The sequence below is a fragment of the Ornithinibacillus xuwenensis genome, assembly GCF_039614845.1.
GTDB classification, from domain to species: Bacteria; Bacillota; Bacilli; order Bacillales; family Amphibacillaceae; genus Ornithinibacillus; species Ornithinibacillus xuwenensis.
The window spans coordinates 704,091-724,629 of the sequence record NZ_JBDIML010000001.1 but is presented as its reverse complement, the minus strand read 5'-3'; the positions used below and the strand labels follow the sequence as shown (position 1 = coordinate 724,629).

Genomic DNA, 20,539 nt, shown 5'->3' with positions numbered 1-20,539 from the left:
TGTAAGTTGTGCAGATATTAGTTCAAAAATTTGGTGGAACTTCTGTACAAAGTAAACAAACCAGACAACATGTTATCAATCAAATAGAAAACGCACTAACGAAAGATTATAAGCTTGTAGTTGTTGTATCTGCATTAGGAAGAAGTCCTGAACCATATGCAACTGATTCCTTATTAGATTTAGTGGGTTATCCAGAGCAAGCCATTACAGACCGAGAATTGGATATGCTAATGGCTTGTGGCGAAATTATTTCGTCTGTTGTCCTATCAAATGAATTGAAAAAGAAATCTATTAATTCAGTTGCCTTAACTGGAGCGCAAGCTGGTATTCAGACAAATGCAGATTATAATCAAGCGAAGATAAGAGAAGTGAATCCAACACGTATATATAGTGAGCTAAAGCGTCATGATGTTGTAGTGGTTGCGGGATTCCAAGGAAAGAATTCTATTGGAGAACTGACAACTTTAGGACGTGGAGGTAGTGATACAACCGCTGCTGCACTAGGAGCGGCATTAAACGCAGAAAGAATTGAGATTTTCACAGATGTTAATGGCATCATGACTGCTGATCCTCGGGTTGTAAAAGAAGCACGTGCATTAGATGTTGTAACGTATCGAGAGATTTGTAATCTTGCCTATCAAGGTGCAAAAGTAATACATCCAAGGGCAGTTGAAATTGCTATGCATGCAAAAGTTCCAATTCGAGTGCGTTCAACCTATGAAAATAATGGGGGAACACTTGTAACCACGATGCCCACGAAGAAAGCTGGAGTTGACGTTTCGGATCGATTAGTTACAGGAATCGCTCATCTAGCCAATGTTACACAAATTAAAGTTCAAACAAAAGAAATTCAAGCATATCGAATCCAATCAGATGTTTTTAAAGCAATGGCCGATGCTGGTATTTCAATTGACTTCATTAATATTTCACCTACGGGTGTTGTCTACACGGTACCAAATGTTCAAGCCAAAAAAGCAATTAGTATATTGGAGTCAAGGGATTTTAAACCAAAGGTAACGACTAATTGTGCGAAGGTATCCGTTGTTGGGGCAGGGATGACAGGAGTACCAGGAGTTGCTTCGAGAATTGTGCAAGCACTTACCAGTGAAGGGGTACAAATCCTACAATCAGCAGACAGCCACACAACGATATGGGTGTTAATTTCTGGTGAGGATTTATATCAGGCAGTAAATGCATTACATGATGAATTTGATCTGAGTAATAATTCGACAGTTTTACATGATTTTTATATAGAAAGGTGAGTTCTTATGAATTTTGGAAAAGTGTTAACCGCTATGGTTACTCCTTTTAATAATCAAGGGGAAATCGACTTTGAGGAAACAACAAAACTTGTAAATTATTTACTGAAAAATGGAACAGAAGGGTTAGTAGTTGCAGGTACTACAGGCGAATCTCCAACACTCACAACAAAGGAAAAAATTGCTTTATTTTCCCATGTCGTTAAAATTGTCGATAAAAGGGTACCAGTTATTGCTGGTACAGGAGGAAATAATACTCAGGCATCTATTGACTTAACAAAAGAAGCCGAGGCTTGTGGCGTGGATGCTGTTATGCTAGTTGCTCCGTATTATAATAAACCAAATCAACAAGGGCTATATGAGCATTTTAAAGCAATCGCCACCAATACAACGCTTCCTATAATGTTATACAACATTCCAGGAAGATCAGTTGTGAAGATGACATCCGAAACAATTATTGCATTGAGTAAAATAGACAATATCGTGTCGGTAAAAGAAGCAAGTGGAGATTTGGATCAAGCTGCAGATATTATTGAAAACACAAGTGATGATTTTACAGTATATTGTGGTGATGACGGTCTAACATTACCAATGCTTGCTATTGGCGGAGGTGGAATTGTATCCGTTGCGTCTCATGTTATTGGAAATGAAATGCAGGAGATGATCCAAATGTTTGAAAGAGGAGAAGTTAAACAAGCTGCAATTATTCATCGTAAGCTATTGCCAGTTATGAATGGATTATTTGAAGCGCCGTCTCCGTCACCTGTTAAAGCGGCACTGGTGTTCAACGGTATTCAAGCTGGAAGTGTCCGATTGCCGCTAGTTCCTATTACCGAGGAATTGGAAAAGAAACTACAAACATTACTAAATACGCTATCGTAAAAATAAGCATGAACGTAAAGGATTCTCTTGGAGACAAAGGGAATCCTTTTTCAATAGGAATGTAATTTCTTGTTTCCGTTCATACTATATCCATAGTGACTTTTAAAGGGGTGTTTATGAAATGGAAAAAGACACAGAAAAGAAAGAGGAACAGGAAGAACAGTCAGGCTCGTCTTCACTTGTGCAAAAGATTCAGGCGCTAGGGCAGACTAATGTGCCACAAGCTCCTGATTCCAATATTCACGTGTTATCTATTATTGGTCAGATTGAAGGTCATATCCAATTACCACCACAGAATAAGACAACAAAATATGAACATCTACTTCCACAATTGATTGCGATTGAACAAAATCCGAAAATTGAAGGGGTTATCATTTTATTGAATACAGTGGGTGGTGATGTTGAAGCAGGTCTTGCTTTGTCTGAAATGATCTCGTCTATTTCAAAGCCAACTGTTTCTATCGTTCTTGGCGGAGGACATTCAATCGGTGTACCGATTGCTGTATCAACAGATTATTCTTTTATAGTCCCGACTGCAACCATGACTATCCATCCAGTTCGACTGACAGGACTTGTGATTGGAGTACCGCAAACATTTGAATACTTAGACAAGATGCAGGAAAGAGTCATAAACTTTGTCGTAAACCATTCTCATATTAAAGAAGAGAAGTTCAAAGACTTAATGTTTGCAAAGGGTAATCTTACACGAGATATTGGGACGAATGTAGTTGGTACGGATGCAGTAGAATATGGTTTGATCGATGAAGTTGGTGGTGTGAAAGAGGCTATGAATAAATTAAATGAATTTATTAGTGAAATAAAAGGTGATGGTCAACAGGAGGTTATCCAATGATACACTACACACCTCTATCAGAACATGAGATTTTTCCGACCTCTGAGGAGGATTATGGAAATCGTCAGTGTATTACCTATGACGGTAAACCAGTTTATGTCGATAAAAACGAAGATGGAACCTATCAGTTGGTTCAGTTATTGTCGACGGATCCGCAAGACTTTTTGAATGAGCGCTACTTGCCTGGCACTTTTATACCATAATGTTCAAATGGAATCGTTAAATTAGTAACTCTATGATATACTATAGATACTCAACAAGACATAAACCCTTGCCATGTTGGCAGGGGTTTATATTTCAGAAAGTGTGCGTGTCGCAAGAGGTGATAATATGGCAAAAAAAAGAAGAAAAAAGAAAAAAGGTTCATTAAAAAAACAAGTCAAATTCGAATTGCTAGGATTACTATTTATATTTCTAGCAATTTTAAGTGTGCCACCAAAGTCAATTAGTGATGGTGTTATTCCAAATATATTACAGAATGTCTTTGTGTTTATTATCGGATATTGGTATCCTGTTTTGTCTCTTTTTCTTTTCGGAATTGGAATCTATTTTATTATTAAACGACGAAATCCAAATTTTTTACATAAAAAAATGATAGGTTTCTATATTATTGTAGCTGGGATTCTATTATATACCCATATTCAGATGCTAGTAGATGGTGCTGCTAATCAATCTATCATTTCAACTACCTTTAAAAATATCATTCAGTATGTTGGTGGAGATACATCGTCTATTATAGGGTCTGGTATGATAGGTGCGTTTATTTCGCAGTTTTGCTATTTCTTGTTTTCGGCTGTTGGTGCTAAGATTGTGTCTGTCTTCTCAATTTTAGTAGGTATCATCTTTTTAACAGAATTCTCTCTAGGTGATTTCTTTACGAAGACCATTAAAAGTGGAAAATCTTCAGTTAAAGGAATGAAGGAAAAAATTCAAACTATCCAAGCTAATCGAGAAGAACAAAAAATAGCGAACGAAGAAGTTGAGATTGTCGATAATTCAGATAGTGGTTTGGATTCTCAAGAAGCGGTATTTCCGGATGTAACATACGCATTTGATGAAAATACAGAATCGAATCCAATAATCGACCAGCCGTCTGATGATTCGGTTGAAAAGGCTGTTGAGGAAGAAGATGATGATGTCAATGTAATGCCTATGACAGAGACAGAGAACCCCGAATATATTCTACCTTCTCCTAATTTATTGGCAGAGCCTGCGCAAAATGCGCAACATCATGAAAAATCACAGATTCAAGCAGTCGTTCGAAAGCTAGAACGTACCTTTCAAAGCTTTGGCGTAAAGGCGCGTGTTACAAAAGTAAATGTAGGTCCTGCTGTTACAAAATATGAAGTATATCCAGAAGCGGGTGTTAAAGTTAGTAAAATTGTAAGTTTACATGATGATTTAGCACTTGCTTTAGCAGCGAAGGATATTCGTATCGAGGCGCCAATACCAGGGAAATCAGCTGTTGGTATCGAGGTCCCTAACAAAGAAATTGCAATGGTTTCTTTGCGAGAAGTACTGGATAGTACTGGGGGTAATCAGACTTCTAAACTATTAGTTGCTCTTGGAAAAGATATTTCAGGAGACGCGGTATTAGCAGAGTTAAATAGAATGCCTCATATGCTAATTGCTGGAGCAACTGGAAGCGGAAAAAGTGTCTGTGTGAATGGAATCATTACAACTATTTTAATGCGCGCTAAACCTCATGAAGTAAAAATGATGATGATCGATCCGAAGAAAGTAGAGCTAAATGTATATAATGGTATTCCGCATTTATTAGCTCCAGTAGTAACGGATCCAAAGAAGGCATCACGTGCATTAAAGAAAGTGGTAGCGGAAATGGAAAGACGCTATGAGTTATTCTCGGATACTGGAACACGTAATATTGAAGGGTATAATGAATATGTTAGAAAATATAACAAAACTGTAGATGAAGTAGAAAAGCAGCCTAATTTACCTTATATTGTCGTTATTGTAGATGAGCTAGCAGATTTGATGATGGTTGCCTCTAGTGATGTGGAAGATTCGATTACAAGGCTTGCTCAAATGGCCAGAGCAGCTGGTATTCATTTAATTATTGCTACGCAGCGACCATCCGTAGATGTTATTACCGGTGTCATAAAAGCAAATATTCCATCAAGAATAGCATTCAGTGTATCGTCTTCAACGGATTCTAGAACGATATTAGATTCTGGTGGCGCAGAAAAGCTGCTAGGTAGAGGGGACATGCTGTTTCTCCCAGTCGGTTCATCTAAACCAACGCGCGTGCAGGGAGCTTTCTTATCTGATGAGGAAGTCGAAAGAATTGTGGATCATTGTATTGAACAACAAAAGGCTGCTTATCAAGAGGAAATGATACCAGAAGATACGAGTGAAGTGGTAGAGGAAGTTGACGATGAGTTATATGATGAAGCAGTCCAACTAATTACAGAGATGCAAAGTGCGAGTGTATCAATGTTACAGCGTAGGTTTCGAATTGGTTATACGAGAGCAGCTCGTTTAATCGATGCAATGGAAGCAAGAGGTATAGTAGGTCCTTACGAAGGAAGCAAACCGAGATCCGTACTTGTTTCCCAAGCGGAAGAAAAAACTTCATAATCTAGTCATTTTGTATAAAATAGGAGCAAGGAGACATCGTAATAATAAATGATTGTTTCCTTGCTTTTTTGTTTGACTTCTTTTGACAATTTGCATGATAATGTAAACGCTATAGGATTTCTTTTCGGTTAAAAATTGCTTTAATAGTATGTTATAAATAAATAATGTACGTATTTTTTGTTAAAACTATTTATTTGTTTTAAAATAAATGATATATTATTCAAGGTATGGTTGTCAGAAATTGTCGGAAATCCATTTTCCTAACTTGTTAAGGTAATAAGGAGGGGCTCTATTGTCGATTAAAGCAGACTCGAGGCATTTGTATTTACAAGTAATCGACCGAATTAAAATGGATATTGAAAGCGGTCTATATAAAGCGAGTGAAAAACTCCCTTCTGAATTTGAATTATCGAAACAATTAGGTGTATCGAGGGCAACACTTCGTGAGGCTTTGCGAATTTTGGAAGAGGAAAATGTCGTATCTCGTAAGCATGGAGTAGGTACCTTTGTGAATCCGAAACCAATCGTATCCTCTGGAATTGAACAATTGACAAGTGTTACGTATATGATTGAACAAGCAGGTAAGACAGCAGGCTCGCAATATTATTCAACAGAACTAATCGAGCCAACAGAAGAAGAGAAATCAAAGTTTAAGTCAAATGATCAGGAGCTCATTAAAATTGAGCGGGTTCGTACAGCGGATGGTAAACCAGTCGTGTTCTGTATTGATAAAGTACCACGGGGGTTAATTCCAATAGAAGCAGCACATCAAGAAGACTCCTTATTTAAGATGATGGAAGAGTATGCGAATAAGCGGATTAGCTATGCGGTTACGTATATAGAACCAGTAAGCTATCACGAAAAAATATACGATATTCTAAACTGTGACTTTGAACAGTCTTTATTGTTACTGAAGCAAATGCACTATACGGAAGATGATGAACCCGTATTGTACTCATTAAATTACTTTCGTTCAGATGTGTTTAGTTTTCACGTATTACGGAAACGCATCTAAGGTTAGATTCCTTTTAGGAGGTGATTGTTGACAAGCAGTATTGTAAGAAACATAAGCGTTACACGATATAATACTTATCAAAAATTTGTTTAGGGGGCATTTATTCATGAAAAAATTAAGCTTTTTATTGGTATTAATCCTTGGATTAGGATTATTCTTAGCAGCATGCGGAACTGCAGATGAAGAAGGCGGTAAAGATGAAAATGCTGGCGATGACGCTAAAAATGAAGAAAAAACTGATTTCTCTGTAGGTATGGTAACTGACATCGGTGGTGTTGATGATAAATCATTCAACCAATCTGCATGGGAAGGTTTAACAGCATTCGGTGAATTAAATGGATTTACTGAAGGTGAAGAATTTGCGTACGAACAATCTAACGCAAGAGAAGATTACATTCCGAACTTACAACGTATGGTTCGTGATGGTTATGATTTAATCTATGGAATTGGTTTTGAATTAAAAGAAGATATAACAACTGTTGCAAAACAAAATCCTGATACGCATTTTGCTTTAGTTGATGACATTCTTGATACTGAAAACGGTGTAAGTATTACGTTCAAAGAGCATCAAGGTTCATTCCTAGTAGGTGTTGCTGCAGCACTTAAAACAAAAACAAATAAACTAGGATTTGTTGGTGGTGTGGATTCACCGCTAATCAACAAGTTTGAAGCTGGATTTATCGCTGGAGCTAAATCAGTAAATCCTGATATCGAAGTTGAAGTGCAATATGCTGAAAGCTTTGCAGATGCTGCAAAAGGTAAAATTATTGCAACTAGCATGTACGACAGCGGTGTAGATGTTATCTATCATGCTTCAGGTGCAACTGGTAATGGTGTATTCAACCAAGCGAAAGACCTTAAACAAAACGATCCAGAAAGAGAAATCTGGGTAATTGGTGTTGACCGTGACCAACATGAAGAAGGTCAAACTGGTGATTACAATGTTACATTAACTTCTATGGTTAAACGTGTAGATGTTGCGGTTGAGAAAGTTGCAACGATGTCAATGAATGGTGAGTTCCCTGGTGGTGAGCAATTAGAATTCGGTATTGAGGAAGATGGAATTGCTTTTGCGACTACTAACACAGAAGCGATGACAGAAGATATCATTTCTACAGTTAATGAATGGCAAGATAAGATTCTAAATGGTGACGTGAATGTTCCACAAACTCGTGAAGAATTAGATGCATTCGTTAAGGAACTTCAGTAATAAATAGTGGAAAAGGCCGTTTACCGGTCTTTTCCCATCTTTTTCTATAGCCATAAAATCTTCAACTGAAAAAGATGTTTAATGACGTCTTTTTCATTTGGTGATTTTATTTTATGAAATCATATAATTTATATTTTTACTTGTAAAATAGATGAAAAAGAGGGGTGACATTAGTGGAACATGTGATTGAAATGTTAAATATACGCAAGGAATTTCCTGGTATTGTTGCAAACGATAACATTACAGTCCAGTTAAGAAAAGGGGAAATACATGCGCTATTAGGTGAAAATGGAGCAGGGAAATCCACTTTAATGAATGTGTTATTCGGACTATATCAGCCAGAGGCTGGCGAAATTCGAGTAAAAGGTGAAAAAGTAAATATAACAAATCCAAATATTGCTAATGAGTTAGGTATCGGGATGGTGCACCAGCACTTCATGCTCGTCGAGCCTTTTACAGTAACTCAGAACATTATTCTTGGGAATGAACCGAAGGACAAGCTTGGTAAGATAAATTTAAAGAAGGCTGAACAGGAAATTCAAGAGATTTCCGATCGTTATGGTCTAAAGGTGGATCCTTCTGCGAAAATTAGTGAAATCTCAGTTGGTATGCAACAACGCGTCGAAATTTTGAAAACGTTATATCGTGGTGCAGAGGTTCTAATTTTTGATGAACCGACTGCAGTATTAACACCTCAAGAGATTAATGAACTAATCGAAATTATGCGCTCGTTAGTAAAAGAAGGTAAATCCATCATTCTAATTACACACAAGCTGAAGGAAATAATGGAAGTTTGTGATCGCTGTACGGTTATTAGAAAGGGTAAAGGTATCGGTACAGTTGAGGTTAGTGAGACAAATCCAGATGAGCTTGCATCCCTAATGGTTGGTAGAGAGGTAAGCTTTAAAACAGAGAAAAAACCAGCAGAACCAAAGGAAGTTGTTCTTCATATAGAAGACTTATTTGTGAAAGATGCGAGAAAAGTAGATTTAGTGAAAGGGCTTAATCTTGATGTTCGTGCAGGCGAAATTGTTGGTATTGCTGGCGTTGATGGTAATGGTCAAACAGAGCTGATTGAAGCAATCACTGGCCTTCGCAAATCACAGTCTGGAAAGATTTCGTTAAAGGATAAGAAAATCACCAACTTAAGTCCTCGTAACGTAACGAAGAGTGGACTAGGTCATATTCCACAAGACCGTCATAAATATGGGCTTGTTCTGGATTATCCAATTGGTGCCAATATTGTTCTACAAACCTATTATCAAAAGCCTTTTTCAAAGGTTTCAGTGCTAAATTATAAGGAAATCTACAACAAAGCTAAAGAAATTATTGAGGAATACGATGTTCGTACACCTAGTGAATTCACACCTGCTCGTGCATTATCAGGTGGTAACCAACAAAAAGCTATTATCGGGCGTGAGATAGATCGATCACCTGATTTATTAATTGCTGCACAGCCAACTCGTGGATTAGATGTAGGAGCAATAGAATTTATTCATAAGAAACTAATCGAAGAACGAGATAAAGGACGCGCAGTATTACTTGTGTCATTTGAGTTGGATGAAATTATGAATGTTAGTGACAGAATAGCAGTTATGTTTGATGGTAAAATTGTTGCTAATGTGAAGCCAGAAGAAACAAATGAACAAGAATTAGGACTTCTAATGGCAGGTAGCATTACAGAAAAGGTAGGTGATTAGAGTGACGTCGAATAATCGTTTATTTGGTATTTTAGTACCAGTAATTTCCGTAATTCTTGGACTAATTGTTGGTGCCATCATTATGATTGCTTCAGATGTTAATCCGATTGAAGCATACACAGCATTATGGAATGGTGCATTCTATGATGCATTTACAATAGGGGAAACTATCAGACGTATCACCCCACTAATTTTAACTGGTCTAGCAGTTGCGTTTGCTTTTCGTACCGGACTATTTAATATTGGTGCTGAAGGTCAAGTTATCGTGGGCTGGTTAGCCGCAGTATGGGTAGGTTTGACTGTAGACGCACCGATGATCATTCACTTACCACTTGCTGTATTAGCAGGTGCACTTGCTGGTGGACTTTGGGGATTTATACCTGGGCTACTAAAAGCAAAGCTTGGTGTACATGAAGTTATCGTAACAATCATGCTTAACTATATTGCATTGTATGTTTCAAATGAGATTGTTCGAAATGTTTTAACAGATCACGGTACGTCAACGGAACAAATTGCTGCATCAGCATCATTAGGTTCTGAATGGCTACAAAACTTAACACTTTATTCCAGAATGCATTACGGTATTTTGATCGCTTTATTTGCTGCTATAATTATGTGGTTTATCATTCAACGTACTACTGTAGGGTATGAATTAAAGGCGGTTGGTTTTAATCAACATGCTTCCAAATATGCAGGTATGAATGTAAGTAAAAATATAATTTTATCCATGGTTATCGCCGGAGCTTTTGCTGGTTTAGCAGGGGCAATGGAAGGTCTAGGGACATATGGAAGTGTCTCTGTTATTTCTGGATTTACGAATCTAGGTTTTGATGGAATTGCGGTTGCGCTTCTTGGAGCAAATAATCCGTTTGGTGTTGTTTTAGCAGCAATTTTATTCGGTGTATTAAAAGAAGGTGCAGGGGAAATGCCATCAGCAGGTGTTCCTACTGAATTAGTTGATATCATCATGGCACTTATTATTTTCTTTGTTGCATCAAGCTATATCATTCGTTGGGTATTACTTCGCTTTAAAAAGGAGGGGAAATAAATGCTAGACATTCTACAATCAATTGTACCAACTGTATTATTCTTTTCAGCACCCCTTATATTTACAGCATTAGGCGGAGTCTTTAGTGAGCGATCTGGTGTAATTAATATTGGACTAGAAGGACTTATGGTTATTGGAGCTTTTGTCGGCATTGTATTTAACCTAACATTTGCAGACGTATTTGGAGACTTTACACCATGGGCCTCTCTTATTGCTGCTACTATTGCTGGTGCTATATTTTCGATTATCCATGCAATCGCAGCAGTATCGTTTAGAGCAGATCAGACAGTTAGTGGTGTTGCAATAAATATGCTGGCGCTTGGTGTTGGTGTTTATTTAACAAAGGTTTGGTATGATAAAGGACAAACAGACATGGTAACGGAGCCGTTCTTGTCTACGAATATTCCTGTTTTATCAAAGATTCCAATAATTGGACCTATCTTCTTTGAAGGAATTTATGTAACTTCCTATATTGCAATCTTATTTGCATTTATTGCTTGGTTTGTATTATATAAAACTGCGTTTGGCTTACGCCTACGTGCTGTTGGTGAGCATCCGATGGCAGCTGATACAAATGGTATAAACGTCTATAAAATGCGCTATATTGCTGTTATTATCTCAGGTGCTTTAGGTGGCCTTGGTGGATCCGTGTTCGCATTAACAATTGTTTCTAATTTCTCACATGCAACAATTGTAGGACAAGGATTTATGGCGCTAGCCGCTGTAATCTTTGGTAAATGGCATCCACTAGGAGCCATGGGTGCTGCACTATTCTTTGGTTTAGCACAGAGTTTAAGTATTGTGAGCTCGGGAATACCTTTACTAGAGGATATTCCGCAAATCTTTCTACTAATCGCACCATATGTGTTAACAATATTAGCACTTGCTGGCTTTATCGGCCGAGCAGAAGCTCCAAGAGCAAATGGTATACCTTATGTTAAGGGTAGCCGATAAAATTATGAAACTGACTTGATATCTTCAATCAAGTCAGTTTTTTCTTTGACTGAAACATGGATAATAATGGTAAACTAAGGATATTAACAATTTGTTCATTGATTAATGAAAAACGTACAAACTAAGCATTAGCTTGTTGAATGTATAAAATTGGAGGAAATAAGATGCATACTATTCAGGAAGAAGTGAAACAACTCAACGGATACAACTTACATTTAGTACCTAATAAAAAGTTTAAAACAATTAACATTGTTGTTAAGTTTAAGGCTCCTTTGGAACGTGAAACTATCACAAAAAGAGCATTATTACCATATTTATTGCAGCAAGGACCAAATAAATATCCAAGTAGAAAGGAACTCCAAATAGCTTTAGATAGTTTATACGGCGCTGTATTATCGATTGATGGTGGCAAAAAAGGAAACCATCATATAATTAGTTATCGTCTCGAAGTTGCAAATGAGAAGTTTATTCCGAATGAATCGAATATGGTTGAAGATGCCTTTAATTTATTAAACGAAGTAATTTTTCAGCCAAATGTTACGAATAATGCATTTAAAGATGCGACTTTTAAACGAGAAACAGAGACACTACGACAAAAAATTAAGGCCGTCATTGATGACAAAATGAAATATGCAAATATGAGGCTGATTGACGAGATGTGTGAAGATGAAGCTTACCAACTTCATGTACATGGCTATGAAGAAGATCTTGCTACTTTAAATCCAGAACTAATTTACGAATACTATAGAACCATACTTCAAGAGGATCAGGTGGATGTATATGTTTTAGGTGACTTTGATCTAAATGATATGGAACGTATCGTTAGTTCTACCATGAAACGTATGAAGAAGGAAAAACCTACATCTGGAGAAGAAAATGCCCATACAAAAAAGGAAGAGTCGAAGGAAATAATTGATAAACAGAACATACAACAGGCAAAGCTGCACATAGGTTACCGGACAAATTGTCGTTATCAGGATAAAGCGTATCCAGCACTTCAAGTGTTTAACGGCATTCTAGGAGGATTTCCGGGTTCAAAATTATTTGTTAATGTACGGGAAAAAAATAGTTTGGCTTATTATGCCTCTTCCCGTCTTGAAAGTCACAAAGGACTTCTTCTTGTATTTAGCGGAATTGCACCTGGCGATTATGAAAAAGCACGTAAAATTATGGAAGAACAAATGGAAGCTATGATGAAAGGCGACATATCCAAACAAGAGTTATCGGAAACGAAGGAATTAATTGTGAATCAATTATTAGAAACACTTGATAATCCACAGGGAATTATTGAAATGCTCTATCAACAAGTGATAGCCGATGTAGACTTAAGTCCACACCAGCTCATTGAAAGTATAAAAAAGGTTAGCATTAACGAAGTGAAAGAAGTTGGAAATAAGATTGAGTTAGATACAGTATATTTACTAACTAGTGAAGGTGGTACTGCAAATGAGTAAGCAAGTATATGAACACATTGAAGAAAGCCTTTACCACGAAAAACTTGAAAATGGTTTAACGGTTTTTCTTTTACCAAGACCTGAAATGTCAAAAACTTATGCTATTTTTTCTACTAACTATGGTTCGATGGATCGAACTTTCGTCCCCATTGGTCAACAAGATAAAATAACGGTTCCAGACGGTATCGCACATTTTTTGGAGCACAAACTTTTTGAGAAAGAAGATCGTGATGTTTTTGCTGATTTTGGTAAGCAAGGTGCTTCTGCTAATGCATACACATCTTTTACAAAGACAGCCTACCTTTTCTCTTCAACAACAAATGTTGAGGACAATGTAAAAACATTACTCAATTTTGTTCAGGATCCTTATTTTTCTGAGAACTCTGTTGAAAAGGAGAAAGGGATAATTGGTCAAGAAATCAAGATGTATGATGATCAGCCAGATTGGCAATCCTTTATGGGTACCTTAAAAAGCTTATTTAAGGAAACCCCAGTTAATATTGACATAGCGGGAACTGTGGAGTCAATTGCCGAAATAACCAAAGATGATTTATATACCTGTTACCATACTTTTTATCACCCAGAAAATATGACGTTTTTTATTGCTGGTAATTTTGAGCCGGACAATATGTTAGCGCTTATAAGAGAAAACCAAGCTTCAAAGGAATTTTCAAAGCTAGAAGAAATCAAGCGAGACTTTCCTAATGAACCATCGGCAGTGGCGAAATCAGAAAACAAGATTGTTATGCCGGTCTCTGTCTCAAAATGTACGATTGGAATTAAGGAATCGACTAAGGAATTAGAACCACAAGAATTTATTAAACGAGATTTGCTACAGGACATTATTCTAACGTACTATTTTTCGAAAAGTGGTCAGTTCTATGAGGAGCTATATCAAGAGAACATTATTGATGCTAGTTTCTATTTTGAGACCAATCTAGAGAAGAATTTCGGTTATTCCATAATAGGTGGAAATACAGACAATCCTGAATTATTTACAAAAAAGATTATAGAATTACTTCTTTCAACCAAAACACAGCAGCTTACTGAAGATGATTTCGAAAGAATGAAAAAAAAGAAAATTGGTCAAGTATTGCGATCGATGAATTCATTAGAGAATATCGCTAGTAAGTATATTCATTATCATCATGTTGGTATCGATTATTTTGAACTAATTCCAGAAATCCAAAAACTAACCGTACAGGATGCGAATGGTTTCTTATCCGGTTGGATAGCGGAAGAGCGCTTAGCTGTGTGTAAAATCGTACCAGAATAAGGAGAAATTATGGGGAAAAATGTATTAGTAATTGGAGCAAGTGGGGACATTGGTCGTGCCATTGCCACCCAACTAGAGAAAGAAGGATATGATTTAATCCTTCATTATCATCAAAATTTAGATGCAATTCATGATATAAGAGTACGAATGAAGCCTGAGTCTGTTTTAGATGTTATAAAAGCTGACCTAAGTAAACCTAATGGGGAAAATGCGCTACTGAATCAAATCGTTTATCCAATCCACTCGATTGTGTTTGCTAGTGGAATTGCCTTATATGGATTATTTCAAGACACAACGGAAATCGCTATGGATCAAATGATAGCTATACATGTGAAAGCACCAATGGCAATTACAAAAGCCTTATTGCCTTCTATGATTCGCAATAAAGCAGGTAAAATAGTCTTTATCTCCTCTATTTGGGGTGAAGTAGGGGCAAGTCATGAGGTGCTATATTCTGCAGTAAAAGGCGCACAAAACAGTTTTGTGAAAGCATTAGCAAAAGAGGTTGGACCTTGTGGAATACATGTGAATGCAATCAGCCCAGGATACATTAAGTCAAAAATGAATCAACTTGAACCAGATGAGGAAAACGAGCTGCTTCAAGAAATTCCCCTAGGTCGTGCAGGACGACCAAGTGATGTTGCAAATGCAGTTAGTTTTTTACTTGGTGATAAATCAAGCTATATACAAGGGGAAATCATAAGAATTACTGGTGGTTGGAACTAAAAAAATAAATCAATCCCCCTTTATTGTCATGCATAATCAAAAAATAAAATCAAATACTATGCATGTACAAAGAGAAGGAGGAATGATGATGTCCGTATTGGATAATTTTGATTCTTGGAAGGACTTTTTGGCGAATAGATTAGAACAGGCACAATCACAAGGAATGTCTCAACAAACAATTTCTGAGGTTGCTTATGAAGTAGGAGATTACCTTGCAAAAAGTGTAGATGCCAAAAATAGCGAGGAAGCAGTTTTACGAGAGCTGTGGAATGCTGCGACCAAGGAAGAGCAACACGCAATTGCGAACTCCATGGTTAAATTGGTGCAAAACCAAGCTAATAGCTAAGGAATCCAAAATAAAGGAAGCTGCGTCTATTCGTAGCTTCTTTTCCATTCTCTTATGCCAGTCTCAATAATTATTTTGATTAAATTCTTTAAACTATAGCCAAAATCATTTATTATAGTGATATATATCTTTTTTATCCATTTTTTAGCATGTTTAAAGGGGAGTTTCTGATGGGACGGATAGAATGGTACTTAGAATATGAAATTGAAATAAATCGTCCAGGTTTATTAGGTGATATATCTTCTTTATTAGGAATGCTCTCGATTAATATCGTGACGATTAATGGAGTAGAGAATGGGAAAAGAGGTATGTTACTACTAGCTCAAAACGAAGAACAAATAACACGATTACAATTAATTTTACAAACAATGGATACAATAAGAGTAACGAAGCTTAGAAAATCAAAACTTAGAGATAGACTTGCTGTGAGGCATGGAAAATATATACATAGGGATGCAGATGACCGTAAAACTGTTCGTTTCGTAAGAGATGAACTTGGATTACTAGTTGATTTTATGGCTGAATTATATAAACAGGAAGGGCATAAGTTGATCGGAATACGAGGGATGCCTAGAGTAGGGAAAACAGAGTCTGTTGTTGCAGCTAGTGTTTGTGCTAACAAGAAATGGTTATTTGTATCGAGTACATTGATTAAACAGACGATTCGCAATCAGCTAATCGAAGGAGAATATAGTGTCGATAATATATTTATTATTGATGGGATCGTATCGAAGCAGAAGGCTAATGAAAAGCACTGGCAATTAATTCGAGAGATAATGCAGCTACCAGCAATAAAAGTTGTCGAACACCCTGATATTTTTGTTCAATCAACCGAATATAGTATTAATGATTTTGATTATATTATAGAGCTTCGTAGTGATGAGGATGAAGAAATAACGTATGACGTAGTAGAAAAACTACAGCTTAACCAGGGAAATGGTTTCTCAATGTTCGATTAAGAAATTGGATGGTGTTATAAATGGGAATAGGTGCAAGGTTAAAGGAAGCAAGAGAAGCTAAAGAGTTATCACTTGATGAACTACAAGATATCACGAAGATACAGAAGCGATATCTTGTAGCAATAGAAGAGGAGAATTTCTCGATTCTCCCAGGTAAATTTTATGCGAAGGCATTTATTAAAGAATATGCAATTGCAGTAGGTGTGGATCCCAATCAGTTGATGGAGGAGTATAAAGAAGAGATTCCTTCCCCTGAAGAAGATACCACTACTCAATACACAAGGATTCATCGTTCCAGAAAAGACAATATGCCAACTAGGAGCTCGGCAATTTTTTCATTTATTCCTACGTTAATCGTAGTACTACTTATTATCGGTATTGTTTTTCTAGCATGGTGGTTCTTAACGAAATCAAATGATAATGAGGACCCAAGTCCAGTGGATGAAACAGGTGATAATACCATTATTCGTAATGAAGATACCGACACTTCTGGTGAGGAAACAAGAGATGAAAATGGAGCGGAAGACCCAGACCCTGATTCGGAGGACACTAGTGAAGACGAGCAAGACGGAGAGGAAGGATCAGGCGAGGAAACAAATGAGGACCAAGTTGAAGAGGAAACTGATCTTAGCATGAACGTAGTTGAGCAAGGTAGTGGATCACCTCCAGTTTCAACCATTGAATTATCCAATACAGGCGAGGCGTTAATGTTCACATTTGAATCACAAAGTGGCGTTTGGTTAGATGTGAAAAATGAAGCTGGTGAGTCTTTCTTTGGTGCAATTACTGATCCAGAGAATTCACCAATGGAGATTGACTTAACTGGTCAAGAGAGAATTTTTCTTAATATTGGTCATGCGCCCGATCTGTCAATTAAGATAAATGGGGTGGATGTCGAATACCCTGTCGATCCAAACACAAGTGATCATCAGCAAATATGGTTTAATGTTACAGAAGAAAATGAATAATCATAAAACCCTTCTCAGTAACAGGCTAGAGAAGGGTTTTATCCCTTTATTAGAACTTATCTATTATTCATAAAGCTTATATAATTGCTTTTAGGAGGAGAATGTTGTACATGAATATTCCAAATAGAATTACGATTTCTAGAATACTATTAATTCCTTTATTTATTTTATTAATGAGTATTCCATTCCAGTGGGGAGAGTGGAATATTGGCGATGAATCACTACCTGTATCCCACTTTGTAGCGGCACTATTATTTATTATTGCTTCTACAACAGATTGGATAGATGGTTATTATGCCAGAAAGCATAATCTCGTTACCAACTTAGGTAAGTTTTTAGATCCGCTGGCTGATAAGCTATTAGTATCTGCTGCATTAATTCTATTAGTAGAAACTGGAGCGGCACCAGCGTGGGTTGTGATTATCATCATAAGTAGAGAATTCGCAGTAACGGGGCTACGTCTTGTCGCTGCAGGAGAGGGAACGGTTTTAGCAGCAGGTAATATGGGCAAGCTTAAGACCGCTACACAAATGGTTGCGATTTCTGTTTTGTTACTTCATAATTTTCCTTTTTCCTTTATCGACTTTCCGTTTGGAACAATTATGCTATATATCGCACTTTTCTTTACAGTATTATCCGGATATGACTATTTTGTGAAAAACTGGCATGTTATGAGGGACTCTAAATAATGAAAACAGTTAATGCGGAAATTGTTGCTGTCGGTACAGAGCTTCTGTTAGGGCAAATTGCGAACACGAATGCACAATGGATTTCTGAACAGTTGGCATTACATGGTATTAATGTTTATTATCACGGTGTTGTAGGTGATAATTTAACACGTGCAAAAGACATCTTTGACGCTGCACAAAATCGCTCTGATGTCATTATTGTTACGGGAGGATTAGGACCAACTGATGATGATTTAACACGAGAAGCCTTTCAACTTCTCAGTGGTATTGAAATCATTGAACATAATCCTTCTATGAAAAAAATTGAAGCTTATTTCAAGAGAAATAATACGGTGATGACACCGAATAATCGAAAGCAGGCTCGTGTATTTCATGGTGCTAGCATTATCGAGAACAATGTTGGAATGGCACCTGGTATGATAGTTGAATATCAGAGTAAGACGTGGGTCTTTTTACCTGGTGTTCCGCGTGAAATGAAGTCAATGATGAATGAAGGTGTCCTGCCTTACTTAAGTCAGTTGCACGGGCAGACAGATGTAATTAAATCGTATGTGCTACGTTTTATAGGTATTGGAGAATCAAAGCTTGAACACGAACTTAAAGAGCTTATCGATAGCCAACAAAATCCAACAATTGCACCATTAGCCCAGGCAGATGGTGTTGTGATTCGTTTAACGGCAAAAGCGTCATCTGAAGAAAGAGCAATAGATTTATTAGAACAAACAAAATCCGCTATTCTAGCTAAAGTAGGCCCTTATTTTATTGGAATGAATGATGAGAATATCGAGCATCGTATTGTTTCCTTATTAAGAGATGGCCAGCATAAAATCGCTTCCGCAGAAAGCCTGACAGGTGGGAAGTTTATCGAAAAAATGATAGCTGTTCCAGGTGCTTCTGTGGTTTGTAACGGGGCAATTGTCTGTTATGATGAATCAGTTAAACGAGATGTACTACAGGTATCATCATCTACTTTAGATAATTTTGGGACAGTAAGTGAAGCATGTGCACTGGAAATGTCTCAGAATGTAGCCAAATTATTAGGCACTTCGGTAGGAATTAGCTTCACAGGAATTGCAGGACCAGACTCGGTTGAAGGAAAAGCTGTAGGGACAGTTTATATTTCCATATACATTGAGGGTGTTGATCATTTTGCGAATAAATATGAGTTTATTGGTGATCGGGAAGCAATTAGACAAAGAGCTGTATTAAAGGGATATGAACTTTTATTCCATAACTTAAAAACATAATTTTAAGTGCTCTTCCGAGTATAGAATATTATTTTTATAGAATATCTCAGTTGAATTAATGAAAAATAATGAAAATAACCCAGAAAAAATATGAGAACATTTATTCGTTTTTTGCTTGGCAAAACATCGAAAACAATGTATGATAGATATAGTTAATTTAAGGAGGTAGTTTCGTTGAGTGATAGAAAACAAGCTTTAGATATGGCTTTAAGACAAATAGAGAAACAGTTCGGTAAAGGTTCTATTATGAAATTAGGTGAAACAGCTGATCAGAAACTAGCAACAGTTTCTAGTGGTTCGCTTACATTAGATATAGCATTGGGTATAGGTGGCTATCCAAAAGGTAGAATTGTGGAAATCTACGGACCTGAATCATCAGGTAAAACAACAGTAGCACTTCACGCAATTGCCGAAGCACAGCAAGCCGGTGGCCAAGCAGCATTTATTGATGCAGAGCATGCACTTGACCCTACCTATGCAAGAGCGCTAGGTGTTAATATTGATGAGCTTCTACTTTCACAACCAGATACAGGTGAACAAGCACTAGAAATTGCTGAAGCGTTAGTGCGTAGTGGAGCGGTTGATATTATTGTTGTGGATTCAGTTGCTGCATTAGTACCGAAGGCAGAGATTGAAGGGGAAATGGGTGACGCTCATGTAGGTTTACAAGCCCGTCTTATGTCTCAAGCTTTACGTAAGCTTTCAGGTGCTATCAATAAATCAAAAACAACCGCAATTTTCATCAACCAGATTCGTGAAAAAGTTGGCGTAATGTTCGGAAACCCTGAGACCACTCCAGGAGGACGCGCATTAAAGTTCTATTCTTCTGTCCGTTTAGAAGTTCGTCGTGCAGAAACATTAAAGCAAGGCAATGACATTTTAGGTAACAGAGCGAAAATTAAAGTAGTTAAAAATAAGGTTGCACCTCCATTTAAACAAGCAGAAGTAGATATTATGTATGGGGAAGGGATTTCTAAAGAAGGTGAAATCTTAGATATTGGCTCTGACTTGGACATCGTTCAAAAGAGTGGTGCATGGTACTCCTATGAAGGTGAAAGACTTGGGCAAGGAAGAGAAAATGCGAAGGTATTCCTTAAAGAAAACAAGGAAATCCTGGTAGAAATTCAACAAGCAATTCGTGATCACTATAACTTAGATAGTGATGTTGAAGTACCAGAAGAACAACCTGCACAAGAAACATTAGATGTTTAAGATATATTTTAAGCCCTTTACATAGTAAAGGGCTTTTTTCATTAACAGAAAATAGAAAATCAAAAACATATTTTATGTCGATTCCTTGACAATATTTTTACTGACAGATAAAATTAATATGTATAATTTTATATTTTTTATTA

The 20,539-nt window shown here is 37.0% G+C and carries 19 protein-coding genes; all 19 read left to right on the top strand.

Going from position 1 to position 20,539, the window contains the following annotated elements; all coding sequences use genetic code 11:
* Positions 1-8: 8 nt before the first annotated feature.
* Positions 9-1,262 (top strand): aspartate kinase, encoded by a 1,254-nt coding sequence (gene dapG, locus ABC228_RS04280; protein WP_345823845.1) that lies wholly within the window; start codon positions 9-11, stop codon positions 1,260-1,262.
* 6 nt (positions 1,263-1,268) lie between these two features.
* The gene (gene dapA / locus ABC228_RS04275) at positions 1,269-2,141 is read left to right on the top strand and encodes a 4-hydroxy-tetrahydrodipicolinate synthase (RefSeq protein WP_345823844.1); all 873 of its coding nucleotides are present in this window, start codon (positions 1,269-1,271) and stop codon (positions 2,139-2,141) included.
* 121 nt (positions 2,142-2,262) lie between these two features.
* Positions 2,263-2,994, top strand: a complete 732-nt coding sequence (locus ABC228_RS04270) for a ClpP family protease (protein WP_345823843.1) — start codon at positions 2,263-2,265, stop codon at positions 2,992-2,994.
* Positions 2,991-3,197: a YlzJ-like family protein gene (locus ABC228_RS04265; protein WP_345823842.1), complete on the top strand. Its 207-nt coding sequence runs from the start codon at positions 2,991-2,993 to the stop codon at positions 3,195-3,197. The genes ABC228_RS04270 and ABC228_RS04265 overlap by 4 nt, the downstream gene beginning before the upstream one ends.
* A gap of 127 nt (positions 3,198-3,324) precedes the next feature.
* Complete coding sequence (locus tag ABC228_RS04260) at positions 3,325-5,592, top strand: FtsK/SpoIIIE family DNA translocase (protein WP_345823841.1); 2,268 nt, start codon at positions 3,325-3,327, stop codon at positions 5,590-5,592.
* Between the two features lie 292 nt (positions 5,593-5,884).
* Positions 5,885-6,607 (top strand): GntR family transcriptional regulator, encoded by a 723-nt coding sequence (locus tag ABC228_RS04255; protein WP_345823840.1) that lies wholly within the window; start codon positions 5,885-5,887, stop codon positions 6,605-6,607.
* 106 nt (positions 6,608-6,713) lie between these two features.
* The gene (locus ABC228_RS04250; RefSeq protein WP_345823839.1) at positions 6,714-7,817 is read left to right on the top strand and encodes a BMP family lipoprotein; all 1,104 of its coding nucleotides are present in this window, start codon (positions 6,714-6,716) and stop codon (positions 7,815-7,817) included.
* A gap of 173 nt (positions 7,818-7,990) precedes the next feature.
* Positions 7,991-9,517 carry an ABC transporter ATP-binding protein gene (locus ABC228_RS04245; RefSeq protein WP_345823838.1) on the top strand — a complete coding sequence of 509 codons (1,527 nt, stop codon included), beginning with the start codon at positions 7,991-7,993 and terminating at the stop codon, positions 9,515-9,517.
* A 1-nt stretch (position 9,518) separates the two neighbouring features.
* The gene (locus ABC228_RS04240) at positions 9,519-10,565 is read left to right on the top strand and encodes an ABC transporter permease (protein ID WP_345823837.1); all 1,047 of its coding nucleotides are present in this window, start codon (positions 9,519-9,521) and stop codon (positions 10,563-10,565) included.
* Positions 10,566-11,519, top strand: coding sequence for an ABC transporter permease (locus tag ABC228_RS04235; protein WP_345823836.1), 954 nt, complete (start codon positions 10,566-10,568; stop codon positions 11,517-11,519).
* A gap of 164 nt (positions 11,520-11,683) precedes the next feature.
* Positions 11,684-12,973 (top strand): EF-P 5-aminopentanol modification-associated protein YfmF, encoded by a 1,290-nt coding sequence (gene yfmF / locus ABC228_RS04230; RefSeq protein ID WP_345823835.1) that lies wholly within the window; start codon positions 11,684-11,686, stop codon positions 12,971-12,973.
* Complete coding sequence (gene yfmH, locus ABC228_RS04225; RefSeq protein ID WP_345823834.1) at positions 12,966-14,249, top strand: EF-P 5-aminopentanol modification-associated protein YfmH; 1,284 nt, start codon at positions 12,966-12,968, stop codon at positions 14,247-14,249. The genes yfmF and yfmH overlap by 8 nt, the downstream gene beginning before the upstream one ends.
* A 9-nt stretch (positions 14,250-14,258) precedes the next feature.
* On the top strand, positions 14,259-14,975 hold the full coding sequence (ymfI, locus tag ABC228_RS04220) for an elongation factor P 5-aminopentanone reductase (protein ID WP_345823833.1): 717 nt from the start codon (positions 14,259-14,261) through the stop codon (positions 14,973-14,975).
* Between the two features lie 88 nt (positions 14,976-15,063).
* Entirely contained in the window at positions 15,064-15,321 is a 258-nt protein-coding gene (locus ABC228_RS04215) for a DUF3243 domain-containing protein (RefSeq protein WP_345823832.1), read from the top strand.
* A gap of 170 nt (positions 15,322-15,491) precedes the next feature.
* Complete coding sequence (locus ABC228_RS04210) at positions 15,492-16,280, top strand: DUF3388 domain-containing protein (protein WP_345823831.1); 789 nt, start codon at positions 15,492-15,494, stop codon at positions 16,278-16,280.
* A gap of 20 nt (positions 16,281-16,300) precedes the next feature.
* Complete coding sequence (locus tag ABC228_RS04205; protein WP_345823830.1) at positions 16,301-17,248, top strand: helix-turn-helix domain-containing protein; 948 nt, start codon at positions 16,301-16,303, stop codon at positions 17,246-17,248.
* A gap of 110 nt (positions 17,249-17,358) precedes the next feature.
* The gene (gene pgsA / locus ABC228_RS04200) at positions 17,359-17,937 is read left to right on the top strand and encodes a CDP-diacylglycerol--glycerol-3-phosphate 3-phosphatidyltransferase (protein ID WP_345823829.1); all 579 of its coding nucleotides are present in this window, start codon (positions 17,359-17,361) and stop codon (positions 17,935-17,937) included.
* Positions 17,937-19,184: a competence/damage-inducible protein A gene (locus ABC228_RS04195; protein ID WP_345823828.1), complete on the top strand. Its 1,248-nt coding sequence runs from the start codon at positions 17,937-17,939 to the stop codon at positions 19,182-19,184. The genes pgsA and ABC228_RS04195 overlap by 1 nt, the downstream gene beginning before the upstream one ends.
* A gap of 174 nt (positions 19,185-19,358) precedes the next feature.
* Positions 19,359-20,396, top strand: coding sequence for a recombinase RecA (gene recA, locus ABC228_RS04190; protein ID WP_345823827.1), 1,038 nt, complete (start codon positions 19,359-19,361; stop codon positions 20,394-20,396).
* Positions 20,397-20,539 lie beyond the last annotated feature (143 nt).